General features: G+C 32.5%; 7 protein-coding genes and 4 pseudogenes. 6 read left to right on the top strand and 5 right to left on the bottom strand.

Going from position 1 to position 8,653, the window contains the following annotated elements:
- The 3 genes and pseudogenes from AC1M36_RS28045 to AC1M36_RS28035 form a co-directional block, all read left to right on the top strand.
- Positions 1-285 (top strand): Ger(x)C family spore germination C-terminal domain-containing protein (locus tag AC1M36_RS28045; protein ID WP_479846498.1); only part of this gene is annotated, 285 nt, incomplete at its 5' end.
- 121 nt (positions 286-406) lie between these two features.
- Positions 407-487 (top strand): annotated as a pseudogene (locus AC1M36_RS28040) (IS6 family transposase); the annotation flags it as partial.
- Between the two features lie 124 nt (positions 488-611).
- Positions 612-767 (top strand): annotated as a pseudogene (locus AC1M36_RS28035) (IS4 family transposase); the annotation flags it as partial.
- Between the two features lie 85 nt (positions 768-852).
- On the opposite strand, the gene AC1M36_RS28030 reads toward AC1M36_RS28035, so the two are convergent.
- Together AC1M36_RS28030 and AC1M36_RS28025 are read right to left on the bottom strand one after the other, a co-directional pair.
- On the bottom strand, positions 853-1,512 hold the full coding sequence (locus AC1M36_RS28030) for an IS6 family transposase (protein WP_479846497.1): 660 nt from the start codon (positions 1,510-1,512) through the stop codon (positions 853-855).
- An 80-nt stretch (positions 1,513-1,592) separates the two neighbouring features.
- Entirely contained in the window at positions 1,593-2,333 is a 741-nt protein-coding gene (locus tag AC1M36_RS28025; protein ID WP_479846496.1) for a class I SAM-dependent methyltransferase, read from the bottom strand.
- A 745-nt stretch (positions 2,334-3,078) separates the two neighbouring features.
- Between AC1M36_RS28025 and AC1M36_RS28020 the strand changes: the two genes are divergently transcribed.
- Positions 3,079-3,285 (top strand): hypothetical protein, encoded by a 207-nt coding sequence (locus tag AC1M36_RS28020; RefSeq protein ID WP_336454564.1) that lies wholly within the window; start codon positions 3,079-3,081, stop codon positions 3,283-3,285.
- 355 nt (positions 3,286-3,640) lie between these two features.
- Here AC1M36_RS28020 and AC1M36_RS28015 read toward each other — a convergent pair whose 3' ends face one another.
- Positions 3,641-4,624, bottom strand: a complete 984-nt coding sequence (locus AC1M36_RS28015) for a DNA-binding protein (protein ID WP_336454563.1) — start codon at positions 4,622-4,624, stop codon at positions 3,641-3,643.
- Positions 4,625-4,979: 355 nt separating this feature from the next.
- On the opposite strand from AC1M36_RS28015, the gene AC1M36_RS28010 reads away from it, so the two are divergent.
- Positions 4,980-6,140, top strand: coding sequence for a tyrosine-type recombinase/integrase (locus AC1M36_RS28010; protein WP_479846495.1), 1,161 nt, complete (start codon positions 4,980-4,982; stop codon positions 6,138-6,140).
- A 244-nt stretch (positions 6,141-6,384) separates the two neighbouring features.
- Here the strand turns inward: AC1M36_RS28010 and AC1M36_RS28005 are convergent.
- Positions 6,385-6,543: pseudogene (locus AC1M36_RS28005) on the bottom strand (IS6 family transposase); the annotation flags it as partial.
- Between the two features lie 263 nt (positions 6,544-6,806).
- Here AC1M36_RS28005 and AC1M36_RS28000 point away from each other — a divergent pair.
- A pseudogene (locus tag AC1M36_RS28000) lies at positions 6,807-7,289 on the top strand (DDE-type integrase/transposase/recombinase).
- 216 nt (positions 7,290-7,505) lie between these two features.
- On the opposite strand, the gene AC1M36_RS27995 reads toward AC1M36_RS28000, so the two are convergent.
- Positions 7,506-8,411 (bottom strand): alpha/beta hydrolase, encoded by a 906-nt coding sequence (locus tag AC1M36_RS27995; protein WP_336454561.1) that lies wholly within the window; start codon positions 8,409-8,411, stop codon positions 7,506-7,508.
- Between the last annotated feature and the right edge of the window lie 242 nt (positions 8,412-8,653).

Genomic DNA, 8,653 nt, shown 5'->3' with positions numbered 1-8,653 from the left:
GAAAATTGGATGCACTCAGGAAAAGGTTTTGAAAATGAATTTTTAAAAAGGGCAGAAAAAGTTGCTGAACAAGAAGTAAAGCACTTGGTGCATCATGTAACAGAAAAAATGCAGAAAAAATATCAAGCTGACGTTGCTGGCTTTGGAAACCGATTAAGAATTGAAGAACCAAAAGTATGGGAGAAAGTCAAAAAAGATTGGGATCAAACATTTAGTAGAGTACCGATTAAATATCATGTAAATGTAACCATACAAGATTATGGGGCGTCGAACTTTAAAAAGTGAGACATTATCTTATTCTATAACAACAGATTTTCTCTTCTTTTAGTGATGGAATAATTGCGAAAAAATAGAATTTCTATGGTTCTGTTGCAACGTTCTTTAGCAGATAAAAAGTCAAATTTAGTACAATCAAATTTCTGAAATTTTAAAAGAACGTGGCATCTCAATTCATCCAACACCTATCATACGTTGGGTTCATGAATACAGAAAATGTTAATACAAGGAGTAGTCCCATTACATAGCCAGCAAACCAAGATAAATTTGTATCCATACAGCGAAAAAGCAGCTATTCTTTTTGTAGAAATATGCAGAAAGGATGACGTTTTTTGATGAATGTCTCGATTCAAGATGAACTACAACCATTTGCAGAGGAATTACAACGATATGTGACACCCGTATTTTTAGAAAAACTTGCAAGAGAACTTGGGTTTGTAAAGCGAAAACGTAAGTTTTCTGGATCAGACTTAGCCATCATTTGTATCTGGGGGTTCTGTTGCGAAGTTTTGTTAAGGTTAAGTGGTGCCAACAAAAAGTTGTACATTTTATACGATTGTTAGCAGCTCCTGTAATTCATTGTATGTCGAAAAAACCGAAGTCTGAGTCAAGACTTCGGTTTCGTTTATATAAAGCATGAATGGTTTCGATGCCTTTCAAGGTACGGAAAGCGTGGCGAAGATTTTGAAATCCTGCGGATTTGGAAAAACGTCGCTTCACATGCCTATGGTCTTGTTCAATGAGATTGTTCAAATGCTTGCTTGTACAATGAGTTGTATTTATAGAAAAGCCTTGTTCTCTTAATTTGTTAAATGCGCAAAGTAATGCTGGTGCTTTGTCTGTAGTGAGAACCGTTGGTTCTCCAAACGTTTTAACTAATCTTTTCATAAAGGCATAGGCAGCCTGATGATCCCGTTTTTTACGAAGTTGAATATCCAATGTGTGCCCGTCTTTATCAATTGCACGATATAAATAACACCATTTTCCTTTGACTTTTATATAGGTTTCATCTAGTTTCCAAGATAATTGAACATTTTTATTTTCCTTCTTCCAAATTTGATAGATAAGGTTTCCATATTCATGAACCCAGCGCATGATGGTTGTTGGATGAACCGAAACACCGCGCTCTTTCAAGATTTCAGATACATCACGATAACTTAAAGAAAAACGACAATAGTAGCCGACGGCTACCAAAATAATATCCTTTTTAAACTGTTTTCCTTTAAAATACCCCATATATCATTCTCCTGCTCACACTTTTTCTACAGGTTATCTCAGTTTAGAAATCTTTGCAACAGAACCTCCCTCTTTCATTATTAGAATATTTTTGTACTCTTTATAATTAAAAATGATGGTCTTCTTGTTTCGTTTATTATCTTAGGCATAGCCTCTATTCCTTCTTTTATAGCAACTGGTTCAGATAGTTTCTCTAGCTGAAAGCCATTATTTATTAATTCATTTATAAGAGTTGAAATCGTACGATGATATTTTACTACACCATCAATATACCAAAACTGCTCACGCTGCCCTTCTTCTTGATAATTATCTATTGGAAAATACAGCTTCTTTCCGTTCTCATCTGTTACCCAGCCATTCATTTTTTTTCTTGCAGTTACAATAGGATGCTCAGTAGAAAAGACAAATGTCCCTCCCTTTTTTAAGAATCTATTTATTTTATTTACTACAGCGCCGTAATCTTTTACATAATGAAGTGCAAGAGAACTAACAACTACATTAAAGTAATCTTTAGATATCTCTAGATCTTCTACAGAGCTATTTATAAATGTGATTTTATCGTGAATATTATTTCGTCTTGCAACATCAATCATGTTTTTAGAAATATCTACTCCAACTACCTCTAAAGCTCCTTTATTAATACAGTACCTAGTAAATTCCCCCATGCCACCCCCTAAGTCCAATACCTTTTTATTTGTTAAATCGGGTAAAGAATTTTTTAGTGCTGGTTGTTCAATAAAATTGTTATAATTGATTCCTGAATCCCGTAATTTCTTATAGCCCTCAAAGAAAGTTGAATTGTCATAAATATTTTGTTTCATATTATAAGCCCCTTTCTTCATTAAAAAATGATAAATAATGCTATTTTGTTGAACATATGATAATTTTGACATTAACTTAAAAAGAGAAATAGACTTATATTTAATTTTTTGATAGGATTTAGATTGAGGCATGTCTAAAAATCGTCAATTTAAACTGCAGTTTAAAATTTGGCTTTATTGAATAATAAAAGGGGCTGTCCCATATGTCAGTAATTCTGACTTATGGGACAGCCCCTATATTGTACCCTTATAATGATCCTACCCTTTTAAGATTCTCATCATATAAAATTCAGAATAATTTTAAATTATTCTTAAACTACCTAACTTGCTTAATACTCCTTCCTCCATTAAATGGCCCTTTAACGGAATAACTTATTGCCACTCAACAGTTCCTTAATCTACCTTTCAATTCAGATGTTCTTTTCCTTTTTACTATAAAAATACCCCTTTAGATAACTATCTAAAGAGATAGAGCATCGCAACATTTTTATAAACGTCGCGACTTTATTTTAAACAGCGCAACTTTATTCAAAACTTCACGCCTTTCTTACAAACATACTAACTTTCTTTCAAATTCACATCTGTTTCTTATTCAGTTTGTTAGGAGGTTCATATAGATTTTTGAAGAAATAAGAGGATAACAGACAATTTTCCAGAAGATATTGCATATATTTGGTTAAGTATTGGTATTTATCCTTCGTTAGAATGGACAGAGCGATTTCAAAAGAAGGGAAGTGAGGGAACCATGATGCATCGGTATGAAATTAATTTTTCAGTGATGTATAGTGGCAAGGAAAGAGATTTACAATCCGCAATCATTCCAGCACGTTCTTTAGAAGAAGCAAATGAGAAATTGAAATCAGAAGTCAAGCGACGATTTGGGAAATGTCACGTGAGAATTGATACGGCCAATTTATGTGTTTCAGAGGATAGCAAATATACTATTGTATAAGAAAGTCTTGTTTATACAGCAAGGCTTTTTCTTATGTGTGACAATCATATTTAAATGAGTATATTGCACTATTCTGCGTAGTAAAATTCCGTTACAAGTAAAAAAGAACTAATCTCAAGAAGCGATTAGCTCAATATACCCAAAGTAATTATAGCAAATTTCATAATCAAGTTATTTTTTTCAAATCAACGTGTTTCTTTTAAGGTCAATACTAATCTTTTTAAAAGGATAAATTAGGTTACTTATAACAGCTCAGCTCGTTTTTCTAGTTTTGGGTAACAACAAACTTCTCAAGTTGATAGGCAGGTAGTGAGCCCTCTTTAAGAAAATATCTAGCTGTTTTTTTATTTTCAAATTAGTTTTGTGATGTTTGATAGTTATTTATCTTCTCACGAATAGCGGATGCGATGAATTCTTCGATTGTACTGTTAGTTTCTTCAACTATTTTATTGATTGCTTGATATTCTTTGCTGGACATCGTAACTGGTTTAGTCACGCTGCTACTATCTAAATACACGCTATTATTCACACGTTTTACTAATTTTCCTTCTATTAAATAAGGTGTTAAACTTTCAATCCATTCCAATTGCATTCCCATAGGTAATTCGATTAGTGATTGGCGAACATCAAAATACCAAAACCCTTCTTCTTCTAAAACTTTTAAATTTCTTGGAGATACATACTGCAGTATGAAATCAATAAGTTGAAAAGAACTACTACGTAATTGATCAGATTTTGGTATACGGAATGTAACAAATCTTTGATGATGACTACGTGGTTTATCAGATAACTCGTATGCTGGTATATATCCTAATTCCTTTGCTTCTTTTAGAGTGAATTCACTTCCAAATTCATCAATCAACATAATATCGCCACGTTTCGGAATAGAAATAACTCTAGCTATTGTATTTCCTTGAATATACCGCTGGAATAGGACTGTATTATACTTTTGAGAATATGTATACAGAGTATTTGCTTGATCAAATTTCTGTACAAGTTGCTTTAACTCTTCCTCTTTAATGAATTTAGTCTCTCGGTTACGATGTTCCTGTACAGTAACGGTTAACTCCCCATCTTCCAACCATTTTTCTAATTGATATGTGCTTACACCATACTTTTTACTAGCTTGGTATAAAGTAAGACCTTCCGTTTCTCTTTCTTTTTTAATCACTTCGACATCTTCTCTTTTGAACAAGAAACTTCCATCTAATCTCCAAGTATCCTTATTAATTGGAACTAATTGCTCCTGCTTCATCAGATTATTTACAACAAAATTACTAACACCTAAATACTCCTTCACTTCTGTTGTATTCATAATAATTTGTTGGTTTTCGTTCATGTTATTTCTCCTTTTTATTTGATTTGTATTTGAATCAATCATTTATGTAGTTTAATTTAAATTTCAAGGAATATATAACTGTAATTTATTATATCATAGATAACGTTTAATCTTTTTTCTTAAATAAATAAAATTTATTTATATTTACTAATTAAATTATTATTTGTATTTAAAGAAATATAACAAAGAGTTATTTATAAAATAAAGAATAGTATAACCATAGAAAATATACAATTTTCTATAGTTGTTATTCACTATCATTTTTATAAAATTTAATCTTTCTATGTAAATGATTTATAATTTAATTCAGTTATAATAGTAGATATAAAAGGAATTAATAAGGAGTTGAATAACAGTGAAATTTGAATTAAATACAATTCATAGTGAAACTTCTTTAGAAAATATAGAAAAACAAAAACAAAATTTCACAAACATAATTTCAGTATGGAATCGTGATTATATAAATGAAGCTGAATTTAAAAAGGAAAATAACGAAAGAGAAGATTCATATACATATGAGGGATTTTCAGATGAAGAAATATTGTACTACTACTTAAATCGGCAAACACATTTTGATCAAGAAAAACGTATAAAGAATGCATCCAGGACTCTATATGCACGTGATTTAAGTCAGTTCTATTTTTTCATCAAACAAAGTACAGAATTTCTGCAGCAAGATGTGAAAGGTTATGCAGTTGGCCAAGTTTGGAGGAATCTTAGAAAACGTCATATCCGAAACTATCAAAAGTGGTTATCTCAGGAGGCAATCTCCTATCAATCGAAAGAAAAATACAAAGCATCTACGATTAGTCGAAAACTTGGTGTGATCCGTTCGTACTTGAAATGGCTATATGAAATCCAATATATCCAAGAACCTCTTCATGTAGAGATTCTAAGCACGACCGTTAATAAACACCATAAACCAAAACGTGAGTTATCATATGAGGAAGTAAAGCAACTGCTTCATTACTATAAGGATAATGAAATCAATTACGCTTTATTGTCGATCCTTGCTACTACAGGGTTGCGTGTTGCAGAGGTAGCACATGCAAAGTGGGAAAATCTTGAGTATGACGCTATACGCGGACGTTACTATTTAACAGTTGATACAAAGGGAGATAATGAACGAATTGTTTCTATTAATAAGGAGATTTTTAATCGTATTGTTGCATTTAGAATTCGGAGAAGGTTACCTATAGACATTGGAAATGAAAATGGTGGGACTATATTTCAAACCAAGAACCATACTGCTTATAGAGAGAATTACTTGTCACAATATATTTCTAAAATCATAAAGGATACCAAGTTATTCTTTACAGAGAATATAAGAATTACCCCTCACTTCTTTAGACATTTTTATGTACAGTACTTATATGATTACAAAGGACTAGCACCTCATGTCATCGCAGCTGCAGTAGGTCATAAAAATGATCGGACTACGAAAGAAAATTATCTGAAGCAGAGATTGACGAAAGATAATGATGCTGGCAATCTAATTTTGGAAGATGAATTTTAATAACGATTTTATTAGGTATTAAATTACTTCAATACTATTGTTTTTAATTATGTAATTTTTATATAATTAAAAACAATTTATAGTCTATTTGTTTTGGTTTATTCTTATAAGATAAGGATTTATTAGTTCTTCGCCAAGTTTCCTTAAAAATTTTCGTATTTATAGGGAAGCGTGTAGAGCCTTGCTAAGGTTCTGTTGCTAAGTTTTGTTAAGGTTAAGTGGTGCTAACAAAAAGTCGTATATTTTATGCGATTGTTAGTAGCTCCTGTAATTCATTGTATGTCGAAAAAACGAAGTCTGAGCCAAGACTTTGGTTTCGTTTATATAAAGCATGAATAGTTTCGATGCCTTTCAAGGTACGGGAAGCGTGGCGAAGATTTTGAAATCCTGCGGATTTGAAAAATATAATAGCATGAAAAAGAGACAACTTTAGGATATGCCTAACCGAAATTCATCTTCCACTTTCACTGGCGCACCTTCACGTTTAAAAGTGGAAGACTACTTTCGGATAGAAGTTAAGACGTTATAATAGCAGCACATCTTTAATTTATAATCAATACTACAGAATCTAATCAAAAAGATACAAGATTTTACAAAAAATGGTTCTGTTGCAAGGTTTTCTACATGAAGCTACACTCTAGAAAACAAGATCTAGGAGAATCAGGCATGAAATATTTTAAAGGAAAACAATTCAAGAAAGAGATTATTTTAGTAGCTGTCGGCTACTACTGCCGTTTTTCTTTAAGTTATCGCGATGTCTCTGAAATCCTGAAAGAACGTGGTATTTCAGTTCACCCAACAACCATCATGCGATGGGTTCATGAATATGGCAATCTCATCTATCAAATTTGGAAAGTGAAAAATAAATCTGCACGATTATCTTAGCATTTGGATGAAACTTATCAAGGATTTTATCAAACTACAATCCATTGTACAATCAAACATTTAAACAACCTCATTGAACAGGATCATAGGCATGTAAAGAGACGTTTTGCCAAATCTGCAGGATTTCAAAATCTTCGTCATGCTTCACGTACGATAAAAGGTATCGAGACCATTCATGCTCTATATAAACAAAGGCGAAGTCTTCAAAGAGACTCCGCCTTTTCAACGTACAATGAACTTCAACAATTACTAGCTACTTCCTAAACATTGTTCCTCATTTACCAAGCTGTTTATGCTTTTTCAAACTTTGCAACAGAACCCAGAAAAGTATAGCTGTTTTAGAAAAAAGTTTATGAAAAGCATAGATACAAACTTCAGTTTCAGGTGATCTTTCACCATCTAATTTAAATGCTTATAAGATCATGATCTCATTCAAGGCATTTTCAACTTGTTTTAATTACTTCCTTACTAGACACCCCCTCATTTGCCCATGTATTGGCGGAAAAATTCTATTTGTTCATTGTTGAGTATTGTTGCTTCATCTTTTCTTAAGTCAAGGTGGAATACATGACCGCTTGCTTTGTCTTTATGACCATATTCTTTGTAAATATAATGAAGTCCTGCAGATTCTAATTTACTAAGGAAAACAGGTTGAATCCCAACCAATCCATCATTAACACTGCAAGTCACAAAAGAAGGAGGAAAAGATGACGTAATGTTTGACTGAAAATCCATTTCCTTTTCATATTTGTGAATTTCTTTTCCAAGGTAGTCCTTCATCAAAGCATATAAAAGATTCCTGTACCATTTTTTCGTTTCTTTGTTTTTTATTCTATCGAGAGGATCATACATTCCGTGGTTTAATCCCATTGCTTTTATTCTTATATCAGGCATTTTGAAGTCAAACAGTTTTGCATAATTTGAATTAGTAATGATTGCTGCATACTGACTTGCAATCTGTGCTCCCGCTGAATCACCTACAATGAACAAATTATTTAAGTCCATATGAAACTTTTTTGAATTACTCTTCACCCAATGAAAAACTGAATTTACATCTTCCAGAGCTGCTGGGAATGTATACTTTGGTGCAAGACGGTAGTTGAAGTTTACTACCGTAAACCCGTACTGGGCTAAATTCATGCAGTAAAACTGATAAGCTTCCTTGTTCCCGTACACCCAGCCGCCACCATGAATCGATATAATTACTGGCAAAGGTTTTTCCGTATCCTTTGGATAATACACGTCAAGCAAATGGTTTCCACTTGTATCCCCGTAGTAATCAAGGTTGTCCAATCTTTCGATATTTTCTGGGGTAGTTAACCCTTTGTCTCTTTTAGCATCCCCCTTTTTGAATAATACATTTAACAAAACTGATGTTAATGACATTTCTTCACACCTCTTTTTGTGAAATGAGAATTACTTAGCAGATTAGTTTGTTTTTGCACAATATTCCAATAGAAGAGATAATTTATTCTTGTTTTATCATTTTCCGACAGAAGAGTCCTTCCTCAAAAATGTGAAGGTGTGAAAACACCAATTTTAGGTGGGAGATGAATGTCGGTAGGCGTAAGCCTACTTTTTTTAGTATACTGTAGGTATCCTACGAAAAAAGTGAGGTGCAACCCATG

The organism is Bacillus sp. Medicinal_06, assembly GCF_056711665.1.
This window is presented reverse-complemented; position numbering and strand designations above follow the sequence as displayed.

Bases quoted from the DNA above. Each gene is read 5' to 3' on its own strand.
- AC1M36_RS28030 (WP_479846497.1), bottom strand. From the start codon at position 1,512: ATGGGGTATTTTAAAGGAAAACAGTTTAAAAAGGATATTATTTTGGTA.
- AC1M36_RS28025 (WP_479846496.1), bottom strand. From the start codon at position 2,333: ATGAAACAAAATATTTATGACAATTCAACTTTCTTTGAGGGCTATAAG.
- AC1M36_RS28020 (WP_336454564.1), top strand. From the start codon at position 3,079: ATGATGCATCGGTATGAAATTAATTTTTCAGTGATGTATAGTGGCAAG.
- AC1M36_RS28015 (WP_336454563.1), bottom strand. From the start codon at position 4,624: ATGAACGAAAACCAACAAATTATTATGAATACAACAGAAGTGAAGGAG.
- AC1M36_RS27995 (WP_336454561.1), bottom strand. From the start codon at position 8,411: ATGTCATTAACATCAGTTTTGTTAAATGTATTATTCAAAAAGGGGGAT.